We start from the raw sequence: 21,981 nt of genomic DNA, 5'->3' as shown, positions 1-21,981 counted from the left end.
TGAGGAGCAAGTGAGATGGGACTGACCGCGAAGATCCGCACGCGGGACGGGTGGGCCGTGTCGCACGCGGTCGTCACGGTGACCGACATGGCGGGCGGCCAGGTGCTCCGCGCCGAGGCCGACGCGGAAGGAGCCGTACGGGACACGACCGAGCTCGCCCCGGGGGCGTACACGGTGATCGTCACGGCCGTCGGGTACGCGCCCACGGCGTCCAGCGCGATCGTGACGGCGAGCCGGCGGGCAGAGGTCGGCACCGTGACCCTGGCCCGGCAGGGCGGCACGGAACTGCCCCCGCCCGGCCCCTGGACCGTCGACCCGGCGCACTCGACCGTCGCCGCGGTCGCCCAGCACCTGGGCATCTCCAGCGTGCGCGGCCGGTTCACGGACTTCACGGCGTCCGTCGAGATCGCCCCGGACGACGTCGCCAAGTCCCGGGTGGAGACGGTGATCCGGGCGGCGTCCATCGACACCGGCAACGCCATGCGCGACACCCACCTGCGCTCGGCGGACTTCCTGGACGTCGAGACGTACCCGCAGCTCACCTACCGCTCGACCGGTCTGACCCCGGCCGGCCCGGACCGCTGGACCGTCCACGGCGAGCTGACCATGCGCGGGGTGTCCCGTCCGGTGGACCTGGACCTGGCCTACCTCGGCACGGGCTCGGACCCGTGGGGCGGTACCCGGGCGGCCTTCCGGGCGACCACGGAACTGCGGCGCGAGGACTTCGCCATGGACTACAACCAGGTCGTCCAGGCGGGCATCGCGGCCATCGGCACCACCCTGAAGGTCGAACTCGACGTCCAGGCGGTGCAGGGAGACGCCCTGCCGCAGCAGTAGCGGGACCACGGGACCAGTGGACCCCGGCCCAGACGTAGGCACAGCAGGGTCAGCCGAAAAAAGGGCCCCGCGGCCTAGGGTGGGCCCATGGCACCGAACATCGCGACGAACACCAAGGTCTCCCTGGACGAGCTGCTGGACTTCGTCCGCCCCCGGCACCGCGCGATCCTGCTCACCCGGCGCGCCGACGGCAGCGCCCAGGCGTCGCCGCTGACCTGCGGGGTCGACGACTCGGGGCGGATCGTCGTCTCCACCTACCCCGAGCGGGCCAAGACCCGCAACGCCAAGCGGGACGAGCGGGTCAGCGTCCTCGTGCTGAGCGACGACTGGAACGGGCCCTGGGTCCAGATCGACGGCACCGCCGAGGTCGTCGACGCGCCGGACTCCGTGGAGCCGCTCGTGGAGTACTACCGCAACATCGCCGGCGAGCACCCCGACTGGGACGAGTACCGCGAGGCCATGCGGAAGCAGGGCAAGTCGATCATCCGGGTCACGCCCGAGCGATGGGGACCGGTGGCGACGGGCGGCTTCCCGGCGCGACTGGTCCAGGAGGACTAGGCCGACCGGTACGGACCGGTAAGCACCAGTACAGGCGAGTACGGGCGAGTCCGGAACTGGACTGGTCATAGGGCCTGATCAGCCGTGTCCCTCAGGCCCTGGTCAGCCCCTTTTCACCATCGCCTCGATGCCCGCGACCAGCAGGTCCAGGGCGAAGGTGAAGTCGCGGTCCATCATCTCCTCGACCGTGTCGCCGCCGCGGGCCGCCATGAACCCCCTGGACTGCTCGACGATCTCCGCGGTCTGCGGAGCCTCGGCGCTCGCGCTCAGGGCGTGCCGGAAGTACTCGTCCGGGCTCAGACCGGTGTCCGCGGCGCGCGCGATGAAGTGGCCCTCGATCGTGCCGTAGCCGTACACGAACTGGAAGACGGCCGAGATCGCGCCGGTGATGCCGTGCGCGGGCAGGCCGGTGCGCAGCACGACCTGCTGGACCGTGCGGGAGAAGCGCAGGGAGTTCGGGCCGAGGTTGAGGTAGCGGCCGGCGAGCGGGGACAGCCAGGAGTGGCGGACCAGCAGCCCGCGGTACACCGTGGCCAGCGTGCGCAGTTGCTCGCGCCAGTCCGCGTTCTCGTCCTGTGGGTCGGGCAGTTCCTCCAGCTCGCCGTAGACGCTGTCCAGGGCGAGTTCGAGGAGGTCGTCCTTGGTGTCGACGTACCAGTACACGGACATCGCGGTCACGTTGAGGTCGGCCGCCAGCCGCCGCATGGAGAACCCGGTCAGCCCCTCGGCGTCCAGCAGTCGCACGGTGGTCTGGATGATCCGGTCCAGGTCGAGCCCGGACGGCTGCCCCCCGCCCCGCCCATGCCGACGCGCCTTGCCTTCCAGCCACACGCTGTGCCGGGCGGCATCCTTGGCGGTCTCGGCCATGGCAGGGCCCTTCCGGGAAAAAGCAGAGGCAAGGAGGTTGCCCACTCCTTGCCACTCTCAACTTATAGCGCACCGGGGGGCTTGCGGCAAGGCCCCCGTCGTGCCGCAGAATCTCCGGCCTGGACCGGAATCCGCGGAATACGGGGGTCGCGAAATGCGCGTGCTGTTGACTACTTGGGGATCGCGCGGGGATGTCGAACCGCTGGCGGGACTGGCGGTGGCGTTGCGGGAGCTCGGCGCGGAGGTGCGGGTGTGCGCGCCGCCGGACGAGGAGTTCGCCGCGCTGCTGGGGCGGGTCGGCGTGCCGCTGGTGCCGCTCGGCCCGACGGTGAAGTCGGTGGTTGCCGGACCGAAGCCGCCGACGGCGGAGGCCGCGTTCCGGCTCGCTCCCGCGCTGGTCGCCGCTCGGTTCGCCACGCTCACCGCGGCGGCCGAGGGATGCGACGCGCTGCTGGCGACCGGCCTGATGCCGGCCGGCGCACGGGACGTGGCCGAGAAGCTGGGCATCCCCTACGTCCTCGCGTGCTTTCACACCTTGGGCCTGCCGTCGCGGCACTTCCCGCCGGGGCGGCGGCCGGGCACGCCGTCCCCGCAGGACGAGACCGACAACCGGGTGCTGTGGGAGCAGGACGCCCAGCGGGTGAACGCGTTGTACGGCGAGGCGCTCAACAGTCATCGGGCGGCGATCGGCCTGCCGCCGGTGGACAACGTCCGCGACCATGTCCTGACCGGCCGGCCGTGGCTGGCGGCGGACGCGACGCTGTGGCCGTCGCAGGGCAGGACGGACCTCGACGTGGTGCAGACCGGGGCGTGGATCCTGCCCGACGACCGTCCGCTCCCGGCGGAGCTGGAGGCGTTCCTGGAGGCCGGCGAACCACCGGTGTACGTGGGCTTCGGCAGCATGGCCGCGTACGCCCCGACGGACATCGCCCGGGTGGCCATCGAAGCGACCCGGGCGCGCGGCCGGCGCGTACTCCTCGCCCGCGGCTGGGCGGGCCTGGCCCCGATCGACGACGGCGACGACTGCTTCGTCGTCGGCGAGGTCAACCAGCAGGCGCTGTTCCCGCGGGTGGCCGCCGTCGTGCACCACGGCGGCGCGGGCACCACGACGACGGCTGCCCGGGCCGGCGCACCCCAGCTGGTGGTCCCCCGGATCGCCGACCAGCCGTACTGGGCGAGGCGGGTGGCCGAGCTGGGCATCGGCGCGGCACACCTCGACCCGACACCGACCGTCGAGTCCCTGTCGGCCGCGCTCGAGACGGCCCTGGACCCCGAGACCCGCGTGCGCGCGAGCGCCCTGGCCGCCACGATCCGCACCGACGGGGCGACGGTGGCCGCGAAGCTGCTGCTCGACGCGGCCGGCCAGGGCGACGGGGACGGGCGGGACGGCCGGGACCGGCCGCCCGCGACCGCGTGACGTCGGTCACGCCCGTCCGGACGCCCTCTTCCCGCGTGCCATGGTCGTATGCGACCTCTTATCGGAGCTGATCAAGTGAACCCCCTGACCACCAGCGCGTTCGACCTTCCCGACCGTCTTTCCGCCAAGGCCGACCCGGCGCTGGTCTCCGACGACGAGCGGCACTTCGCGGCCATCGCGCAGTGCCTCGACGAGGCGATCGCCGAGCTGTCCGACCGCCTCGACGCCGAGCGCCGGGCGCCCGGCGGCATGGGCCGGCACGCGATGGACCGGGACACGGAGATCCACCGGCTGACCAGCCGACTGCGCGCCCTGCGCCGCTTCGGCCTGGACCTGTGCCTCGGACACATGGTCGACGCCGACAGCGGCGAGCCCCTGTACGTCGGACGGCTCGGCCTCACCGACAGCGAGGGCCGCCGGCTGCTGGTCGACTGGCGTTCCCCGGCGGCCGAGCCGTTCTTCGGGGCCACCCACGCCAACCCCATGGGGCTGGCGAGCCGCCGCCGGTACCGCTGGGCCCGCGGCCGGATCAGCGACTACTGGGACGAGGTCTTCACCTCGGACGGGTTCGCCGGGCACGCCGCGCTCGACGACCAGTCCGCCTTCATCGCCAGCCTGGGCACCAACCGGTCGGCGCGGATGCGCGACGTGCTCGGCACCATCCAGGCCGACCAGGACGCCGTCATCCGCGCGGGATCCCGCGGCGCGCTCGTCGTGGACGGCGGTCCGGGCACCGGCAAGACCGTCGTCGCCCTGCACCGCTCCGCCTACCTCCTGTACTCCGACCCGCGCCTCGGACACCGCCGGGGCGGCGTGCTGTTCGTCGGCCCGAGCCGGCCCTACCTGGGATACGTCGCCGACGTCCTGCCCAGCCTCGGCGAGGAGGGCGTACAGACCTGCACCCTGCGGGATCTCGTCGCCGAGGGAGCCACGGCCGCGGTCGAGGCCGACCCGGAGGTGGCCCGCCTGAAGTCGTCCGCGCAGCTGGTGAAGGCGATCGAGAAGGCCGTCAGGTTCTACGAGGAGCCGCCCGCCGAGGGGATGACGGTCACGACCCACTGGTCCGACGTCCAGCTGACCGCCGGCGACTGGGCCGTGGCATTCGAGGCGGCGGAACCGGGCACTCCGCACAACGAAGCACGTGAGCAGGTCCGGGAGGAGCTGCTCACGATCCTGATGGACAAGCACGAAACGGGGCACGACGGCGAGGACGTCCCGCCCGCTCTGCTGCGCAAGTCGCTGCTGCAGAACCGGGAGCTGCTCACCGCCTTCAACCGGGCGTGGCCGCTGCTCGAAGCGGCCGACCTCGTGTCCGACCTGTGGACCGTGCCCGCCTACCTGCGGATGTGCGCGCCCTGGCTCGACCGGGACGACGTCCAGCGGCTCCAGCGCGCGGACGCCCAGGCCTGGACGGTGTCCGACCTGCCGCTGCTGGACGCGGCACGGCAGCGGCTCGGCGACCCGGAGACGGCGCGGCAGAAACGCCGGCACGCGGCGATCCTCGCCGCCCAGCGCGAGCGCATGACACAGGTCGTCGACAACCTGATCGAGGCCACCGCCAACTCCGGCGCCGACGGTGACGACGGCGAAGGCCTGGTGTCGATGTTGCGCGGCGAGGACGCCCAGGTCAGCCTGGTCGACGAGACCGAACTGCCCACGCTCGAACCGGATCTGCTCGTCGGGCCGTTCGCGCACGTCGTCGTCGACGAGGCCCAGGAACTCACCGACGCGGAGTGGCAGATGCTGCTGCTGCGGTGCCCGTCGCGGAGCTTCACCATCGTCGGGGACCGCGCGCAGGCCCGGCACGGGTTCACGGAATCGTGGCGGGAGCGGCTGGAGCGGCTCGGCTTCGACCGGATCGAGCTGGCCTCCCTGAGCATCAACTACCGGACGCCGGAGGAGATCATGGCGGAGGCCGAGCCGGTCATCCGGGCCGCGCTCCCGGACGCCAACGTGCCGACGTCCGTGCGCAGCAGTGGCGTCCCCGTCGTCCACGGATCCGTCGCGGAGCTCGGTTCGGTCCTCGACGCGTGGCTCGCCGCGCACGACGACGGGATCGCCTGCGTCATCGGCGATCCGTCCTTCCGGCCGACGTCGTCCCGGGTCCGGTCGCTGACCCCGGAACTGTCGAAGGGGCTCGAGTTCGACCTGGTCGTCCTCGTCGACCCGGAGGAGTTCGGCGAGGGCATCGAAGGGGCGGTGGACCGCTATGTCGCGATGACCCGGGCGACCCAGCGGCTTGTCGTTCTCACCGGTTCGTGAGCGTCCCGGGGCATTGAGGAAGGGCGGTGGCATCGAGCCACCGCCCTTCCTCAACCGATCTCGGAGCGGGTCAGCCGCTCGCCTTCTGCGTCAGGTCGTAGAAGGTGGCCGAACCGACCGTCACCTTCTTGAAGTTGGCCTCGACCCAGGCGCTGATCTGCGAGGACGTGCCGCTGCTGCTGCCGCCCATGCCGCCGCCGCCCGAGCCACTGCCGATGAAGTAGTGGATCTTGCCGTCGGCCACGTACTGCTTGAACTGCGCCAGCGTCGGGGACGGGTCGGTGCCGTTGAAGCCGCCGATCGCCATCACCGCGTCGCTTGTGGCGAGCTGGTAGCTCGCGGCGTTCTGGGCGCCGATCGCGGCCGCAGCCCAGGTGTAGTCGCCGGAGTCGGTCTCCAGCAGCTTCTTGGCCTCGTCGGTGACCGACGCGCCGTTGAGCAGACCGCCGACACCGCCACCGCCGCCCATGCCTCCGCCGCCGTCACCGGTCTGGCCGCCGGGCATACCGCCCTGCCGGCCCTGGCCCTGGGTGCTGCCGTTGCCGTTCTGCTGGCTCTGGCCGGGCGTGCCGCCACCCGTCCGACCGCCGCCCAGCTGACCGCCGCTGGGGAAGCCGTTGCCGTTCCGGGTGTTGCCGTTGCCGTTCTGCTGGCCCTGCTGGCCCTGCTGGCGCTGCTGGCCCTGCTGGTTCTGGCCGCTACCCATGCCGCCGCCGAAGCCGCCCCGGCCGCCGCCACCCGGACCGCCGCCGCCCATCATGCTCGCGCCGGCCGGACCCGCCGTCACGATGGAGCCCGTGTGGCCCTCCTGCAGCGTGCTGAGGGTGTACGCCGTCGGTCCGGCCAGCGCGGCCACCAGGCCCGCGGAGGCCGCCGCGAGGGCGAGCTGACGGTTGATCCGGCTCGCGAAGGTCAGGCCGAGCGCGGCGACCAGGCCGCCGACCAGGACCAGCCACTTCAGCCAGGGCAGGTAGTCGGGGGCGCGGTTGAGCAGGACGTACGACCAGGAAGCCGCCGCGACGACCGAGGCCGCGAGGGTGATCGAGGCACAGATCTCGGACCGCTTCTCCCAGAGCAGACCCGCGCCCATGCCGATCACGGCCGCCAGGTAGGGGGCGAGCGCCACCGTGTAGTACTGGTGGAAGATGCCCGCCATATAGCTGAAGACGACCATGGTGATCAGCAGCGAGCCGCCCCAGACGAGGAACAGACCGCGGGTGACCGAGGTGCGTCGGAACGTCCGGGTGGCCACCAGACCGCCGACCAGGAGGACCAGCGCGGCCGGCAGCAGCCAGGAGATCTGGCCGCCGATCTCGGAGTTGAACATCCGGTCCCAGCCGGTCTCGCCCCACTGGCCGGTGTTGCCGCCGCCACCGCCGCCACCGACGCTGCCGGTCTCCTCGCCGTTGAGGCGGCCGAGGCCGTTGTAGCCGAACGTCAGCTCCAGGAAGGAGTTGTTCTGCGAGCCGCCGATGTACGGGCGGGAGGAGGCGGGCCACAGCTCGACGATCGCGACCCACCAGCCGCCGGAGACGACCAGCGCGGCGGTGGCCGCGGCCAGCTGTCCGAACCGCTTCTTCACCGACACCGGCGCGCAGACCGCGTAGACGATCGCGAGCGGCGGGAGGACGAGGAAGGCCTGGAGCGTCTTGGCGAGGAAGGCGAAACCGATCGCGGCACCGGTCCACACCAGCCACTTCGTCCGGCCGTCCTCCAGCGCCCGGGCCACGAAGTAGCAGGCCACGGCCATCAGCAGGGCCAGCATCGCGTCCGGGTTGTTGAACCGGAACATCAGCGCGGCGACCGGGGTCAGCGCGAGGACCGTGCCGGCGATCAGACCGGCCGCGGGGCTGAACCGGCGGCGCACGGAGGCGTAGACGACGGCGACCGTGCCGACGCCCATCAGCACCTCGGGAGCGAGGATCGCCCACGAGTTCAGGCCGAAGATCCGGACCGACAGGGCCATCGGCCACAGCGAGGCCGGGGGCTTGTCGACGGTGATGGCGTTGCCCGCGTCCAGCGAGCCGAAGAAGAAGGCCTTCCAGCTCTGGCTGCCGGCCTGGACGGCCGCCGAGTAGAACGAGTTGGCGTAGCCGGAGGCGCTCAGGTTGTAGAGGTAGAGGAGGAGGGTGGCGGCCAGCAGGCCGAGGAAGGCCGGCCGGGCCCAGCGGGGGTCCTCGGGGCGGCCGCGCCACAGTCTGCGGTGCAGGGGCTGCTTCGGCTCACCCGACTCGGGGGCCGGGACGGCCGGGTGCTGCGGGGTGACCGGCACGGTGGCCGGCGGCGTATCCCAGGCGGTCGTCTGTTCGAGGTGGGTGGTCATCGGGCGTCCCCCGGGTCGGTGTCGTGGGGGCGCACCGGTTTCAGCCGCATGGCGGACGCGGACGCGGTCGGGTACGACGAGGAAGTCGGGTACGTCGGAGACGAGGGCCCGTGCGAGGGGGCGTGCGGGACGACCGGGGTGGTCGAGGTCGTCGGAGTCGTCGGGGTGCTCGCCGGGTCCGCGGGGCTCACCTGGACCGCCGGGTCGTCGCCGTCCCCTCGGTCGGAGAAGACCCAGACGCGGAAGAGCAGGAAGCGCAGCACCGTCGCCGCCAGGTTGGCGGCGATGAGGACCGCCAGTTCGGTGGAGTGCGCGGGGTGGGACGTCGCCGCGTTCAGTGCGGCGAGCGAGCCGCTGGTCAGCGCGAGTCCGATACCGAAGACGACCAGGCCCTGCGCCTGGTGCTTGACGGCCCCGCCGCTGCCCCGCACCCCGAAGGTCAGACGCCGGTTGGCGGCGGTGTTGGCGACCGCGGACACCAGCAGGGCCAGCGCGTTGGCGACCTGCGAGCCGCTGAACTGGCGGAAGCCGCTGTAGAGAAGCAGGTAGAAGAGGGTGGACAGGCCGCCGACGACACAGAAGCCGACGAGCTGGCGGGCCAGGCCCTTGGGGACGTCCTGGATGTCGCGGTCGCGCGGATCGTCGCCGAACGGGCGGGTGAGCCGGTCGAGGGACAGCGAACCGGTGGCCAGGGCCTTGCCCACGCGCCACACCCCTTTCAGGTCGTCGGTCGCCGTCTTCACGATGTGCACCGTGGAGTTCGGGTCGTCGACCCAGTCGACCGGCACCTCGTGGATACGGAGGCCGGCACGCTCGGCGAGCACCAGCATCTCAGTGTCGAAGAACCAGCCGGTGTCTTCCACCAAGGGAAGGAGAACTTGTGCGACGTCACGCCGGATCGCCTTGAACCCGCACTGCGCGTCCGAGAAGCGGGCCTGGAGCGAGCCGCGCAGGATCAGGTTGTAGGCGCGGCTGATGAACTCCCGCTTCGGCCCGCGCACCACCCGGGAGCTATGGGCGAGCCGGGAGCCGATCGCCAGGTCGGAGTGGCCGGAGATCAGCGGCGCCACCAGCGGCAGCAGCGCGTTGAGGTCGGTGGACAGGTCCACGTCCATGTACGCGAGGATCGGGGCCTCCGACGCCGACCAGACGGTCCGCAGCGCTCGGCCGCGGCCCTTCTGATCGAGCCTGAAGTTCCTCACCTCCGGGATCCGTTCCGCCAGCCGCCGCGCCACCAGGGCAGTGGTGTCGGTCGACGCGTTGTCCGCGATCGTGATGCGGAAGGAGTAGGGGAACGTACGCGTCAGGTGGTCGTGCAGTCTCCGGACGCACGGCTGGAGGTCCGTCTCCTCGTTGTAGACGGGGATCACTACGTCCAGGACAGGCGTACCGGCTGTGGCGGCCGGGAGGTGCTCCCGCGCCGGCAGGGTGCCGGGAGAAGAGTCGGTTCGCATGTCATCGACTCTCGTCAGGCGTCCTGTCGCACCCATGTGGTGGCACTGTGCTCGACCTGTGAGTCGAGTTGCCAGTTCGTTTCGGGGGCGGGCCGGGGCACGGCGGGACCGAGCGCCGGCAGGTGCACGGTGAACACGGTCCGTCCGGGCCCGCTGTCGACGGTGACGGCGCCGCTGTGCGCGGTCGCGACGGCCTGCACGATGGCGAGCCCCAGGCCGGTGGAGCCGGAGGCCCGGGAGCGCGAGGAGTCGCCGCGCGCGAACCGTTCGAAGACATGCGGAAGCAGGTCGGCGGGAATGCCCTGGCCGTTGTCCTGGACGTCCACGCACAGCCACGGCCCGCGCCGTTGCACACGCGCGGTGACCGTCGTCCCGGGCGGGGTGTGCGTACGGGCGTTGGCGAGCAGGTTGACGAGGACCTGCTGCAGCCGGGCCGCGTCCGCGGACACCAGGGCGGGCTCGTCGGGCAGTTCGAGCCGCCAGACGTGGTCGCGTCCGGCGGCACGGGCGTCGCTGACGGTGTCGATGACGAGGGGGACGAGGTCGGTCTGCTCGAACTGCAGCGGCCGTCCGGCGTCGAGACGGGCGAGCAGGAGGAGGTCCTCGACGAGGAAGGTCATCCGGCCGGCCTCGGACTCGATCCGCCCGAGGGCGTGCCGGGTGTCGGGCCCGACCTCCTCCCGTCCGCGCCGGGTCAGCTCGGCGTATCCGCGGATGGACGCCAGCGGCGTACGGAGTTCATGACTGGCGTCCGCGACGAACTGCCGGACCCGCATCTCGCTCTCCTGGCGGGCGTGCAGCGCGCCGTGGACGTGGTTCAGCATCCGGTTGAGCGCGGCGCCGACCTGCCCGACCTCGGTGTGCGGGTCGGTCTCGGTCTCGGGCACCCGCTCGCTGAGGTTGACCTCGCCGGTGTGCAGGGGCAGTTCGGAGACCCGGGTGGCGGTGGCGGCGACCTTGCGGAGGGGGCGGGTGGCGACACCGACCATCACGGTGCCCGCGAGACCGGCCGCGATGAGACCGGCGACGGTGAGGCTGACCTCGACGAGGATCAGGGTGTTGATGGTGTTGTCGACCTCCGCCGTGGGGATGGCCACGTAGTAGCTGGAGGTGTCGTTGCTGGCGTACGTGACGCGGTAGTCGCCCAGCCCGGGGAGCTCCACGGTGTGCGTCTTCTCGTCCTGGGAGACGGAGTTGAGCACCTTCTTCTGGGCCTCGGTGAGCGGCTTGCTGCCCATGGAGAAGTCCGTGGACTTCACACCCCGCTCGGCCTCGGTGATGGTGCCGTTGACGACCTTCGCCGCGACGGTGCTGTCCGACTGGGGGCCTTTGACCAGCTGCGCGAGGTCGGTCACCATCGCCTTGCCCTGTTGCCGGCCGGGCGTGACGGCGCCGTACTTCGCCTGGTCCGGCGGCCCTCCGAACCCGCCGCGGGGCGCCGCACGCGCCGCGACCTCACCCAGTCGCCCGTCGAGCTGGCCGTACAGGTGATCCCGCAGCACCAGGGTGGTGACGGTTCCGATCAGCGCGCAGATCACGGCGATCAGGGTCACGGACACGACGACGAGCCGCGTCCGCAGGGTGCGCGGTTTTCCCGCTCGTCTCTTCTGCGCACGCGGCCGTCGTCGCCCGCTCATGACACAGCGGGCTTGATCAGGTACCCGGCGCCACGCCGGGTGTGGATCATCGGCTCCCGCCCCGCGTCTATCTTGCGCCGCAGATAGGAGATGTACAGCTCGACGACGTTGGCCTGGCCGCCGAAGTCGTACGACCACACGCGGTCGAGTATCTGCGCCTTGCTGAGCACGCGCCGCGGGTTGCGCATCAGGTAGCGCAGCAGCTCGAACTCGGTGGCGGTCAGATGGATGTTGTCCCCGGCCCGCGAGACCTCGTGGCTGTCCTCGTCGAGGGTGAGGTCCCCGACGACGAGCACGGCCTCGGAGCGCCGGTCGGCGGCGCCGGAACGGCGGATCAGCCCCCGCAGCCGGGCCACGACCTCTTCCAGGCTGAACGGCTTGGTGACGTAGTCGTCACCGCCGGCGGTGAGCCCGGCGATACGGTCCTCGACGGCGTCCTTGGCCGTGAGGAACAGCACCGGAACGTCCGGCAGGTCACGCCGCAGTCGCCCCAGGACCGTCAGCCCGTCCATGTCCGGCAGCATCATGTCCAGGACGACGGCGTCGGGCCGGAACTCACGGGCGGTCTGGATCGCGCCCGTGCCGTCACCGGCGCTCCGGATCTGCCATCCCTCATAGCGCAGGGCCATGGACAGCAGCTCGGTGATCGACATCTCGTCGTCCACCACAAGCACTCGGACGGGGCTCCCGTCCGGCCTCAGCAGTTCGGTGCGCCCCTGGGGCGAGGTCGTGGTCATGGTGGACACCTTGTCGGGGCCCCCTGAGAGCACTCTTTCACTTGTCTGTGATTTCACTGAGAAACGCACAGGGACCTCTCAGGCAACACCTGGGAGCCGCACGCCCCACCCCGACCCGGCCCTCACACCGAAGGGACGGCACGCCCTCCGGCCCCACGGTCTTCCGCACCCCGCGGGCCGGCACCCCCGCGCGCCCTCAGAACAGTCCGTCCTGAAGGTGCCCCATGCCGACGTCGAAGTGACGTACGGGAAAGGCGACTTCACCGCTCCCCACCGGAACCAGCTCCCACCCCCGCAGCAACCGCGTGTCGAGGACGACCACCCCGCCCGGGGCGGCCAGGTGCAGATCGGGCCCGGCGGCCGCCACCAGCTCCCCGCTCACCGAGCCCCCGGCGACGAGCTCGCTCACCTCGCCGAGAGCGGCCGGTGCCTCGACAAGCCCGAACGCCCGCACATGATCCACGGGTTGGCACAGCGCACGTTCCAACGACTCGGGCCAGCCACCCAGTTCCACTGCCTGCTCGTACACCTCCCTTATCTCACGCGCCCGTTCCTCCTCCGTGTCGGGCAGCGCGGCACGCACCGCCCGCTTCTGCGCGTACGGAATCCGGTCGGGCACCCGCAGCGCCGCCCGCAGCAGCTCCTCGGTGCGCCGGGCGGCCATCAACGGTCCGACGCCGAGCCATGTGAAGCAGACCGCCCCCTGCTCCAGCAGCCGCACCGACCCCCGCTCCACGCCCGTGATCCCGACCTTGACGAGCCCCGGACCGAACCAGGCCAGGTACACCCGGTACGGCCGCGGATCGTCGGCGACCCGGTCCGCCGCGACGGAGTGCGCCCGGTCCAGCCGCCCGCACTCCTCGCACCGGCCGCCCGTGCTCCGCCCCGACACGACCACTCCCCTGGGACACGCATGCCCACGGGCCCCGACACACCGCCGTACACCCCCCTCCGCGACCCCGAAGGCCACCCGTTTCCCCCAGGACAGCGGGCTACGACGCCCCCCGTCCCACATCAGCACGGGCCCCTCCGTCGACCACCTCAGCCCCGCGCACTTCCATGCCTGTCCCATCACCCGCAACGGTAGGCCCAGGCACTGACAACGCCCCCTCGCCCATGGGCACGCGCCCGGCGAGCCGGCACCCGACACACCCCGGATGACCGCCCCGAGCGCCCGGGTCCCGCACCCGCATCCCCCACTCCGCCCGGGGCCGCACCCCCGGCGGCTTGCCCCACCCGGTGAGATGCAGCCCCCAGGTGACCAGAGCGCTCACGCCCACGACAGCGAGCCCACCGACGATCAGCACGGCGAACACGGCACACACCCCCACCCCCGCCACGGCGGTCCCGACGGTCGCGATCCCGACGCCCGTCCAGCCGGCGACGGTGTGCCCTTCGTGAACACCAAGGGCCCCGGATCTCTCCGGGGCCCTTGACCTGTGTGCACAGGGCTCAGTCGGAATCGTGGCGCCTCCGTCGAGTGGCCCGAGCCGAAGCGGAGGCAGTGAAACCGCGGCGCATGGCCCAGCGTCTTGACGTACAAGACCGGGAGAACGTATCCGAAGTACGCCATCTCGGGCCTGTCTGGACGTACCAGAGAGGATGGTTCGAAATGGTACGCGGAAACCGATTCCTGTCCCGCGGTGCCGCTCTGATCACGGCCGCTGCGGCAGCGACCCTGCTGACGAGCTGCACACCGAACAGCACCACTGCCCACAGCAGCCCTCCGACCACAGCGCAACCGCCCTCTGTATCGGCCCCGGCGTCCGCGTCGACGTCCGGATCAGCGGGCGGCTCGGCGGGCGGCTCGGCCGGGCGGACAACCGCCGGCTCCCCGGCCAAGGCCGACGGCTGCAGGTCGCTGCCGGCATCACCCACCATCAAGGCGAGCGTCACGGCGGCCTACCGCGCCCAGGCCCAACCGCCCCTCACCCACATCGCCCCGGTCAAGGGCACCTTCTACTACGGCAGTTGCGACGGGATCCTCTACGCCGGAACCCGCTTCCAGCTCACTCCCGGCAGCACGCAGGCGGAGCAGGTAGCCCTGCAGGACGACGGAGCCGCGATGAAGTACTTCGTCGACCGCCCCGGCGCCGATTGGACCTACCTCGCCAGCGACGGTTTCCCCGCCGACCCTCAGGGATGCGCCGCCATCCCCCGGATCCCGTCCCGCCTCGCCGCCCTGTGGAACGACTGCCGCCCCACAGCAGCACAACAGTGACCCGCTGATCCTCACCGAGCCGGCCTCCGCACGATCCCGCCTCGGAAACACCGGCACACGTGCAACTCGCTGCCCATGGCCCTCAAGGCCCACCCGAAGGCAGCACAGCGCACCCTCCGGCACCCCCAGATCGCGGCCGCCGCGCTTCTCCTCTGCACCACGCCAAAACGCCAAAGGCCCCGGATCTCTCCGGGGCCTTTGACCTGTGTGCACTCGGCAGGATTCGAACCTGCAACCTTCTGATCCGTAGCTCTACAGAGATCGGTCATTGGCAGTCATACAGGCTGCGGGGAGGGTCGTGCGGGCCGGTGTCGGTCGCTGGCGGTTGCTGGCGGTTGCTGGCGGTTGCTGGGGTTGCTGTACTTCGTTGCTGTACAGCAGGATCCCGACCCGGGGGGTGAGGTCATGGAGCGGGAACAGCTCGAACGGCTGCTGGGCGGTGGCGACGAGACGTCCTCGGCCGCCCTGTCTGCCCTCCGCGCCGGCGCTTCTCACGTTGTCTGGGACGGCACGACGTCAGCCAAGTCACTCGCGATGATCTACGGGCGTCGGCTCCGTCACACCATTCGGAAAGGCATCGAGACTTCCGGCTTGGCGCGGGCCGTGCAACGCCTCGACCTATACGGCCGACCGGTGCGACTGAGCCAGATCACGACTGCCGACGGATCGTGGGTCTTCATGCTGTTCCTCGCCGAGGACGGCAACACGCTGGTGGCGTGCACCGGCGTCCGACAGACCCCACCGGGCGCGGCGCGGCAGGACACCTGCTGAAGCTCTGCACCGCCCACACGCTTTCCAACTGTGTTGGTGGTTATGGGGGCTGCGGACGGGGCCGTTCACCTGTGTTCGTGGGCGGCCGGTCGTGAGAGCGGCTGCCAGCTTCGGCCCGGTCTGAACGGCCTTGAACGGCGCTGTATGAGACGGCAACTGAGACGGACGGTGGGGCCGGGCTCGCTAGCATCTTCGCTGTTGGAGGGGGAGTCATGGCGTTGGTCCGCAAGGGGGCACGACGGATCGTTGTCGACGGCACGGCCTACCGCTGGCGGCTGCGGGGCCGGCCGACGTACCTTCAGGGCTTGGCCTGGTCGCCGTGCACGTTCGCGGTCGAGCATGCCGACACCCCAGGTATGACGCTCGTGGTCACCACCGACCAGCCGCATCCGAGCAACTGGATGGGTCGAGAGGCCGAGCCTGTACTGCCGTCCGGTGTCGCCATGGCGGTACGGCTCGCCCTGCATGAGGGGTGGACTCCGACGGCTCCGGGCCCCGTGTTCCACCTCGACCAGTCCGTCGGCTTCACGCCTTCGCGCTGAACAGCCGGGGAATCGTCGACGTTCGTATCTCAGGGGAGGTGGCCGGTGTTGTACGCGCACGAGGTGGTCCTGAACGAACTCGCGCAGGGGCTCAGACCGGTGGCCGAGGGGGTCGAGTGGTTCGAGGGCCTCTCGGAGGATGACCGACGCAAGGTCTTGCACGCACTGGTGCTGTTCTGCGGGCAGGCCCGCGCCTGCGAGGACGATGTGCCGGAGAGCATTGCGCGTTCTGGTATTCGTCCCACTCACACGCCTGCGGTGATGCTCACGAAGTGGCGCTTCGGGATGGCAGGGCTTCCGGCCTATGAACTCACCAAGTCCTTCCGCTTGCTCGTTGCCCTCTTCAGCATCGCGGACACCCGCAGGCGGACGCTGCATTGTGCCGATGGGTGCGGTCACGAGTGGCACAACTTGCCCGCTGAGGGATGCAACCTAAGGTGACTTCTTGCCCTGGGGCTTGCCGGAGATCTTGGTGAGCTGGGCTTTTGCTGGTCAAGGGCGGTGGAATCTTGCGCCTGGTGGTCGTCGTTGGTCGTCATTGGCCACTGTTGACCGGCCTCGGACGGCCCAGGGACGGCCCAGCTTTGCCGCAGTCGACTGACGGCCGGCACCCTCGATGCGCCCCCGTCTGAACCTCAGCCGACGAAAGTCAGCCATGACGGCGGATGCGCCGACCGACCACGCACGCGTGTGCTCGCTGCACCCCTACCTGCCTCAGCCACGCTATCGGTGCGTCGAGCAGAGCAAGCCGCGACGGCCGGCCCGTGACGACGGTGCGAGCCCTCAGCTTGGGAAGCGACGGCGCTTGCGTAGAGGTAGGGCCTCTGACCTGGGCAAATTCGTTGTCAGGCGGCAGGTGTGAGGGACTGGTTGCACCGTTGTTGACCGTGGTTGTCCGCTCTGAAGGGCACGCTATGGGCACGACGCAGGGATGGGGGAGATCAGGGCCTCCGGTTGGCTGCCAGAGACCGCGAGTGGCTCCGACTCGAACGGCAGCCGAGTGAGGCCGTCGCGACTGAACACATGGCGGCTTTCGGATGCAGTGGCGCGCATCAAGCATCCTGCTGCGGGTTGAGGACTCCTTGGGCCTCGATGCGCACGAGGGCGAGGGCGCGCCCCACGCCGTGCGGAGCGCGGGCGCCTTCGGGCCGGAGGCCGCCGCCGTGAGGCACCCCTCCGGGCCGCCCACCATCCCGTCCGTCCCGCGCCCGCCGGCCCCCTCGCGCCCGGCCACGGCGACGGCCTCCCCCGCACCGCCCGCTCACGCCCCCGCTCCGAACGGTTCCGCTCCGAACGGTTCCGCGGCCACGACCGCCGCACCCACCCCGCCCGATCGCCCGTCCGCCCCGTCGGCGTCGCCTTCCTCCGGAGCCGCCCGTCCGGCGGCCCCCGAGCCGTCGGGGCCGCCCGACGCGCCCGCGCCCAGCGACTCCGCCTCCCTCGCGGGGCGGCCGGCGGGGGAGGGCCGGGAGCGGCCCGGCCGACCGGCCGACCCCTCCGGCTCGCCGTCCTCCACGAGCCCGGTGAAGCCCGCTCGTACCAAAACGGCAACAGAGGAGGAGCCCGCCGAGGAGTCGGACGAGGGGGGCGAGGCGGTACCCGAGACGGACGCCCCGGCCGCCGAGAGCTCGCCCGCGGAGCTGCCGGCGGCCGCTCACCGGACCGGCACCAAGGCCCCCCTCGACCTCTCCGACCGGCGGATTCCCGTGCTCACACTGGGCGTGGGGCTGGCTCTGGTGGGCCTCGGCATCGGCTTCCTCGGGGTGCGGATGCGCCGCCGCTGAGCGGCTCGCGACGGCCTGGGTCCCCCTTGAGTAGGACCTCCGGCGTCCGCCTCAGGACGCTTGTCCACGCGGACTTACTCGGTATACATACTCGGTATGTCAATCCGCCACGGGCTTCTCGCCCTCCTCGAACGCGGCCCGCGCTACGGCTCACAGCTCCGTACGGAGTTCGAGTCCCGCACCGGCTCCACCTGGCCGCTCAACGTGGGGCAGGTCTACACGACGCTCAGCCGGCTCGAACGCGACGGCATGGTCGTGCAGGACGGCGAGGACAAGGCCGGCCACCCGCTCTACGCGATCACCGACAGCGGTCGCGTCGAACTGCGCAGTTGGTTCGAGAACCCCGTTGACCGCACCAGCCCGGCCCGTGACGAGCTGGCCATCAAGCTGGCCATGGCCGTCGGGGCGCCCGGGGTCGACATCCGTGACGTCATCCAGTCCCAGCGCCGGCACACCGTGAAGGCCATGCAGGACTACACCCGGCTGAAGGCGCAGGCCCTCACCGCCGTGGAGAAGAACGGGGTCCGGGAGCGGGACGACATCGCCTGGCTCCTCGTCCTGGAGCAGCTGATCTTCCAGACCGAGGCCGAGGCGCGCTGGCTCGACCACTGCGAGTCCCGGCTGATCCGTCTCTCGTCGACCGCCCCGGCGGCGGGGCCGGAGCCGGCCTCGCCGGGGGCGGCAGCGGGAGCGACGGGGATGGGGGCGCGGGCGGGGGCCGGGGCAGAGGAGGCCGCACGCCACCGCCCGTGATGTCCGCCCTTCGACCGGCCCTGAGCACCCGAACGACCGGATCCACAGGGCCGACCGAGTCCACCGGCTCCACCCGACCCACCGGATCCACCCGTACCACCCGAAGACTCCGAACCACCCGACCAGACCCATACGTACGCACGGCGCCGCCGACGACCGTCCATCGCACCGACGTCCGGCCGTTCGTCGGCGTACGCCCGAGGGGGAACCATGTCCACACAGCAGCAGCCCGTGCTGCGTCTGCAGAACCTGACCCGCGTCCACGGCTCCGGCGCCACCGAGGTGCACGCCCTGCGCGGCATCGACCTCGACGTCCACCCCGGTGAACTCGTCGCCGTCATGGGCCCGTCGGGCTCCGGCAAGTCCACCCTGCTCACCATTGCCGGCGGCCTCGACACCCCCACCTCCGGGCAGGTCTTCGTCGAGGGCACCGACGTCACTGCCCTCGGCATCAAGGGGCTCGCCGCCCTGCGCCGCCGCAGCATCGGCTACGTCTTCCAGGACTACAACCTCATCCCGGCCCTCACCGCCGCCGAGAACGTGGCCCTGCCCCGCGAACTGGACGGCATATCGGCCCGCAAGGCCCGCACCGAGGCCCTCGCCGCCCTCGCCGAGATGGACCTCGGCCATCTCGCCGACCGGTTCCCCGACGAGATGTCCGGCGGCCAGCAGCAGCGCGTGGCCATCGCCCGCGCCCTCATCGGCGACCGCCGGCTCGTCCTCGCCGACGAGCCCACCGGCGCCCTCGACTCCGAGACCGGCGAGTCCGTGCTGGCCCTGCTGCGCTCCCGCTGCGACGCCGGAGCCGCCGGCATCATGGTCACCCACGAGCCGCGGTTCGCCGCCTGGGCCGACCGGGTCGTCTTCCTGCGGGACGGCGCCGTCGTCGACCAGACCCTACGCAGCGACGCCGAGTCGCTCCTGACCGGCCGGGCGGCCCAGCGGTGACGACCTGGTTCCACTCCTGGCGGGCCGCGGTCCGCATCGCCCGCCGTGACGCCTGGCGCTCCAAGGGCCGCAGCTTCCTCGTCCTCGCCATGATCGCGCTGCCGATCCTGGGCGTGAGCGCCCTGGAGCTGACCGTGCGCAGCGCCGAACTCACCCCCGCGCAGCAGATGGAGCGCACCCTGGGTGCCGCCGACGCTCGCTTCTCCGACGCCCGGACAGGCGGCGTGGCCATCCTGCAGGACCCCAGCGGCGAGCAGCACACCCCGGCCGGGGACTACGACTCGCCGGGCAAATCCTGGCCCGACGGCCCGACCGATGTCACCAAGACCATCCCGGCCGGTTCGACGGTGCTGACCGACAGCGGGGGCAGCGCCAAGCTGACCACCAGGCACGGTCTGCTCCAGGCCGAGGTCCGTGAGCTGGCCGCCGCCGATCCCGTCGCCCGGGGCATCATGCGGCTGCAGGAGGGCCGCTTCCCCGAGAAGAACGACGAGATCGCCGCGACCACCCGGTTCCTGGAGAGCAGCGGGCTGTCCGTCGGCTCCACCCTCACCGCCCGCGGCTTCGACCGCACCTATGTGATCAGCGGCTCGTACGAGCTGCCCAACGACCTCACGGCACAGCAGGTAAACGCCCTGCCGGGGGCCTTCCTCGCGCCGTACGCCAAGGCGGTCGAGAAGGCCGGACTGCCGAAGCCCGACGTCTCCACCACCTACCTGGTGAAGAAGTCCGGTGGTTTCACGTGGAACACGGTCCAGGCGATCAACGCCAAGGGTGTCCTGGTCACCTCGCGCGCCGTGGCCCTCGACCCGCCCGCCGACTCCGAGGTGCCGCTCTACCAGAAGGAAGGCTGGGCCAACTACGAGAGCAGCGGGGCCGCCGACGCCGCCGCGCTCGCCGCCGTGGGCACGGTCGTCGGCCTGGCGATGCTGGAGATCTGCCTGCTCGCCGGTCCCGCCTTCGCCGTCGGTGCCCGTCGTTCCCGCCGCCAGCTGGGCCTCGTCGGCGCCAACGGCGGTGCCCGTAGCCACATCCGGGCCATCATGCTGAGCGGCGGCCTCGTCATCGGCGTCGCGGCGGCCCTGGTCGGCACGGTCCTCGCCCTGATCCTGACCTTCGCCCTCCGGCCGCTCATCGAGGACTACATGGGGCAGCGGTTCGGCGGCTTCACCGTAAAGCCGCTGGAACTGCTCGCCATCGCCGCGCTCGCCGTCCTCACCGGCCTGCTCTCCGCGATCGTCCCGGCCGTCACCGCCTCCCGGCAGACCGTCCTGGCCTCCCTCACCGGCCGTCGCGGCGTGCGCCGCAGCAACCGCGTGCTGCCGCTGATCGGCCTCGGCGCCGTCCTGCTCGGCGCGGCCATCGCCCTGTACGGCTCGGTCGTCTCCGACCAGTTCGTCCTGGTCGCGGGTGGCTCGGCCATCGCCGAGCTGGGTGTGGTCGCCATGACGCCCGCCCTGGTCGGCCTGTTCGGCCGGGCCGGCCGCTGGCTGCCGCTCTCGCCGCGCCTCGCCCTGCGGGACGCCGTCCGCAACCGGGGCCGTACGGCACCCGCTGTCGCCGCCGTCCTGGCTGCCGTCGCGGGCACCGTCGCCGTCTCGACGTACGCCGCGAGCAGCGACGCCCAGAGTCTGGCCGAGTACCGGGCCAGCCTGCCGCACGGGGCCGTCGCCGCGCTCGTCACCGAGGAGGGCGGCCGGGACGTCCCCGAGGTCCGCGACGCCGTGCAGCGGACGCTGCCCGTCGACGTCCGCGCCGACGTGTTCCGGATCGCCGTCGGCAAGCCCGGCTGCGCCCCGTATGGCGAGGGCGAGGGCTGTGGCCGCTTCGAGGTCGTCACCCCGCCGGCCAACGAGTGCCCGCTGTGGGTCAGCACCCCCGACGGCTCCGACCCGGCGCAGAAGTACACCAAGGAGCAGCGGCGCGCGCTCGCCAAGGACTGGCGCTGCCTCTCGCGCGACGGCAACGGCGTCTACGTCGAGGGCGGTCTCCTCATCGCCGACGCCCCGCTCCTGAAGGTCCTCGGCATCGACGACCCGGGCGCGGCCAAGGCCCTCGCCCACGGAAAGCTCCTCAGCTTCCACAAGCCCCAGGTCGACAGGAACGGCACCGTCGGCATCAAGCTGATCACCGACCTGAAGGCCGCCGACCGCGCCGCCGAGCAGAACAAGCCGGTCCCGGGCGAGCTGAAGTCCTTCCCCGCCTACCAGGTGGCCGGCTCGCCCGACGCCTACGGACTGCAGAGCGTGCTCAGCCCCGCCGCCGCCAAGGCCGCCGGGCTGACCACCGTCCCCCTCGGCGCCTTCTTCAGCACCGACCGGATGCCCAGCACGGAGGAGCGGCAGAAGCTCGACGCCGAGATCGCCAAGCTCGGCAGCAACGTCGAGCTGACCGTGGAGCAGGGCTGGGTCGACGAGAACGGGCTCGTCCTGCTCGCGCTGACCGTCTTCGCCGGCCTGGTCACCATCGGTGCGGCCGGCATCGCCACCGGTCTCGCCCAGGCCGACGCGGAGGCCGATCTCAAGACGCTCGCCGCGGTCGGCGCCCCGCCGCGGGTGCGCCGCACGCTCAGCGGCTTCCAGTGCGGTGTGGTCGCCGCGATGGGTGTGGTCCTCGGCTCGGCGGCCGGTGTCCTGCCCGCGGTCGGGCTGCGGCTCACCGAGGAGCGCGAGCAGATGCGCTTCTACCAGGAGGCTCTCGACAATGGCTGGGGCGGCGGCGGTGACGCCCCGCCGTACGTGCCGATCGTCGTCCCCTGGGAGACGCTCGCCGCCCTCTTGGTGGCCGTGCCCCTCGGCGCCGCCTTGCTGGCCGCGCTGGTGACCCGCTCGCGCGGGGCGCTGGCCCGCCGCGCCGCGCACTGAGCCTCC

General features: G+C 71.8%; 19 protein-coding genes. 12 read left to right on the top strand and 7 right to left on the bottom strand.

Annotated elements, in window-relative coordinates; translation table 11 throughout:
• Window positions 1–15: 15 nt before the first annotated feature.
• Window positions 16–837 (top strand): YceI family protein, encoded by an 822-nt coding sequence (locus B5557_RS23200; RefSeq protein ID WP_079661280.1) that lies wholly within the window; start codon window positions 16–18, stop codon window positions 835–837.
• Window positions 838–924: 87 nt separating this feature from the next.
• Window positions 925–1,395: a PPOX class F420-dependent oxidoreductase gene (locus B5557_RS23195; RefSeq protein ID WP_079661279.1), complete on the top strand. Its 471-nt coding sequence runs from the start codon at window positions 925–927 to the stop codon at window positions 1,393–1,395.
• Between the two features lie 102 nt (window positions 1,396–1,497).
• On the opposite strand, the gene B5557_RS23190 is transcribed toward B5557_RS23195, so the two are convergent.
• The gene (locus tag B5557_RS23190) at window positions 1,498–2,262 is read right to left on the bottom strand and encodes a TetR/AcrR family transcriptional regulator (protein ID WP_173877721.1); all 765 of its coding nucleotides are present in this window, start codon (window positions 2,260–2,262) and stop codon (window positions 1,498–1,500) included.
• Window positions 2,263–2,416: 154 nt separating this feature from the next.
• Between B5557_RS23190 and B5557_RS23185 the strand changes: the two genes are divergently transcribed.
• Window positions 2,417–3,679 (top strand): glycosyltransferase, encoded by a 1,263-nt coding sequence (locus B5557_RS23185; protein WP_079661278.1) that lies wholly within the window; start codon window positions 2,417–2,419, stop codon window positions 3,677–3,679.
• 75 nt (window positions 3,680–3,754) lie between these two features.
• Complete coding sequence (gene helR, locus B5557_RS23180) at window positions 3,755–5,941, top strand: RNA polymerase recycling motor ATPase HelR (RefSeq protein ID WP_079661277.1); 2,187 nt, start codon at window positions 3,755–3,757, stop codon at window positions 5,939–5,941.
• A 70-nt stretch (window positions 5,942–6,011) separates the two neighbouring features.
• Here helR and B5557_RS23175 read toward each other — a convergent pair whose 3' ends face one another.
• The 6 genes from B5557_RS23175 to B5557_RS45295 all read right to left on the bottom strand — a co-directional run bounded on the left by B5557_RS23175 (window position 6,012) and on the right by B5557_RS45295 (window position 13,453).
• The gene (locus B5557_RS23175; protein ID WP_079661276.1) at window positions 6,012–8,264 is read right to left on the bottom strand and encodes an ArnT family glycosyltransferase; all 2,253 of its coding nucleotides are present in this window, start codon (window positions 8,262–8,264) and stop codon (window positions 6,012–6,014) included.
• Window positions 8,261–9,718 (bottom strand): bifunctional glycosyltransferase family 2/GtrA family protein, encoded by a 1,458-nt coding sequence (locus B5557_RS23170; RefSeq protein WP_079661275.1) that lies wholly within the window; start codon window positions 9,716–9,718, stop codon window positions 8,261–8,263. The genes B5557_RS23175 and B5557_RS23170 overlap by 4 nt, the downstream gene beginning before the upstream one ends.
• A 14-nt stretch (window positions 9,719–9,732) precedes the next feature.
• Window positions 9,733–11,355, bottom strand: a complete 1,623-nt coding sequence (locus B5557_RS23165) for a sensor histidine kinase (protein WP_079661274.1) — start codon at window positions 11,353–11,355, stop codon at window positions 9,733–9,735.
• Window positions 11,352–12,092, bottom strand: coding sequence for a response regulator transcription factor (locus B5557_RS23160; protein ID WP_231976007.1), 741 nt, complete (start codon window positions 12,090–12,092; stop codon window positions 11,352–11,354). Before B5557_RS23160 ends, B5557_RS23165 begins: the two co-directional genes overlap by 4 nt.
• Window positions 12,093–12,288: 196 nt before the next feature.
• Window positions 12,289–13,164, bottom strand: a complete 876-nt coding sequence (locus tag B5557_RS23155) for a DUF2797 domain-containing protein (RefSeq protein ID WP_079661272.1) — start codon at window positions 13,162–13,164, stop codon at window positions 12,289–12,291.
• Window positions 13,085–13,453 (bottom strand): hypothetical protein, encoded by a 369-nt coding sequence (locus tag B5557_RS45295; RefSeq protein ID WP_079661271.1) that lies wholly within the window; start codon window positions 13,451–13,453, stop codon window positions 13,085–13,087. The genes B5557_RS23155 and B5557_RS45295 overlap by 80 nt, the downstream gene beginning before the upstream one ends.
• Window positions 13,454–13,704: 251 nt before the next feature.
• Between B5557_RS45295 and B5557_RS23145 the strand changes: the two genes are divergently transcribed.
• The 8 genes from B5557_RS23145 (at window position 13,705) to B5557_RS23105 (ending at window position 21,975) form a co-directional block, all read left to right on the top strand.
• Window positions 13,705–14,313, top strand: a complete 609-nt coding sequence (locus B5557_RS23145; protein WP_079661270.1) for a hypothetical protein — start codon at window positions 13,705–13,707, stop codon at window positions 14,311–14,313.
• A gap of 405 nt (window positions 14,314–14,718) precedes the next feature.
• The gene (locus B5557_RS23140) at window positions 14,719–15,084 is read left to right on the top strand and encodes a hypothetical protein (RefSeq protein ID WP_173877720.1); all 366 of its coding nucleotides are present in this window, start codon (window positions 14,719–14,721) and stop codon (window positions 15,082–15,084) included.
• A gap of 212 nt (window positions 15,085–15,296) precedes the next feature.
• A complete protein-coding gene (locus B5557_RS23135) occupies window positions 15,297–15,626 on the top strand; it encodes a hypothetical protein (protein ID WP_079661268.1) in 330 nt (109 codons plus the stop codon).
• Window positions 15,627–15,671: 45 nt separating this feature from the next.
• Window positions 15,672–16,067, top strand: coding sequence for a DUF5958 family protein (locus tag B5557_RS23130; RefSeq protein ID WP_231976006.1), 396 nt, complete (start codon window positions 15,672–15,674; stop codon window positions 16,065–16,067).
• A gap of 641 nt (window positions 16,068–16,708) precedes the next feature.
• Window positions 16,709–17,410, top strand: a complete 702-nt coding sequence (locus B5557_RS43830) for a hypothetical protein (RefSeq protein ID WP_143688217.1) — start codon at window positions 16,709–16,711, stop codon at window positions 17,408–17,410.
• A 96-nt stretch (window positions 17,411–17,506) separates the two neighbouring features.
• The gene (locus B5557_RS23115; RefSeq protein WP_079661265.1) at window positions 17,507–18,163 is read left to right on the top strand and encodes a PadR family transcriptional regulator; all 657 of its coding nucleotides are present in this window, start codon (window positions 17,507–17,509) and stop codon (window positions 18,161–18,163) included.
• Between the two features lie 210 nt (window positions 18,164–18,373).
• A complete protein-coding gene (locus tag B5557_RS23110; RefSeq protein WP_079661264.1) occupies window positions 18,374–19,111 on the top strand; it encodes an ABC transporter ATP-binding protein in 738 nt (245 codons plus the stop codon).
• On the top strand, window positions 19,108–21,975 hold the full coding sequence (locus tag B5557_RS23105; RefSeq protein ID WP_079661263.1) for an FtsX-like permease family protein: 2,868 nt from the start codon (window positions 19,108–19,110) through the stop codon (window positions 21,973–21,975). Before B5557_RS23110 ends, B5557_RS23105 begins: the two co-directional genes overlap by 4 nt.
• Window positions 21,976–21,981 lie beyond the last annotated feature (6 nt).

It is taken from the genome of Streptomyces sp. 3214.6, from assembly GCF_900129855.1.
Taxonomy (GTDB): Bacteria; Actinomycetota; Actinomycetes; order Streptomycetales; family Streptomycetaceae; genus Streptomyces; species Streptomyces soliscabiei.
This window is presented reverse-complemented; position numbering and strand designations above follow the sequence as displayed.